Consider the following 518-nt stretch of genomic DNA (forward strand, 5'->3'; position numbering starts at 1 on the left):
CCTTGGTCTGCGGCGAGCGCGGCGCGCAGAGCCTGAGCTCGAAGCCGGCCTCCCGCGCGAACCGCCACGCCCTCTCCTGCCTGGTCCTCCTGCGGCCAGAGACGGTCACCAGGCACGACATGTTGTCCGTGATGCACTCCTCCGGGACGCCGCCGAGGCGGGTGAAGGTGGCGAGCAGGCAGGACAGCAGGTCGTCGAGCGTGCGGCTCCTGACCGGTATGAAGCGGTGCTTCCGGGAGTAGCCGAGCGTCGCGGTGAACACGCTGAACTCGAAGACCTCGCCCTCCGAGTCGACGAGCCTCATGCCCTCCTTCCAGTCGAACTGCAGCTGCCTGCCCGGGGGCGTCTCGAACCGCGGGTGCGGCTCGCGGCCGCCCGCGCCCCCGAAGGGCACGTCGCGGGCCCGGCACCAGGCGGTGAAGGCGCCGTACCCGGGCAGCCCCTCCCCGCGGCCCTCGCGCAGGAACGCGTAGACGGCCATCTTGGTCATCCCGGGCAGCTGGGCCTTCGAGCGGATC

Annotated in this window: 1 protein-coding gene; it reads right to left on the reverse strand. The window is 72.0% G+C overall.

Annotation, left to right across the window (positions count from 1 at the left end; genetic code table 11):
- Nucleotides 1-490, reverse strand: a 490-nt coding sequence (locus ACQRAJ_RS08785; protein ID WP_427748391.1) for a DDE-type integrase/transposase/recombinase, incomplete at its 3' end; no start/stop codon positions are given.
- Nucleotides 491-518: the final 28 nt, after the last annotated feature.

The sequence above is a fragment of the Collinsella sp. SGI.184 genome (genome assembly GCF_050313415.1).
In the GTDB taxonomy this organism is placed as follows: Bacteria; Actinomycetota; Coriobacteriia; order Coriobacteriales; family Coriobacteriaceae; genus Collinsella.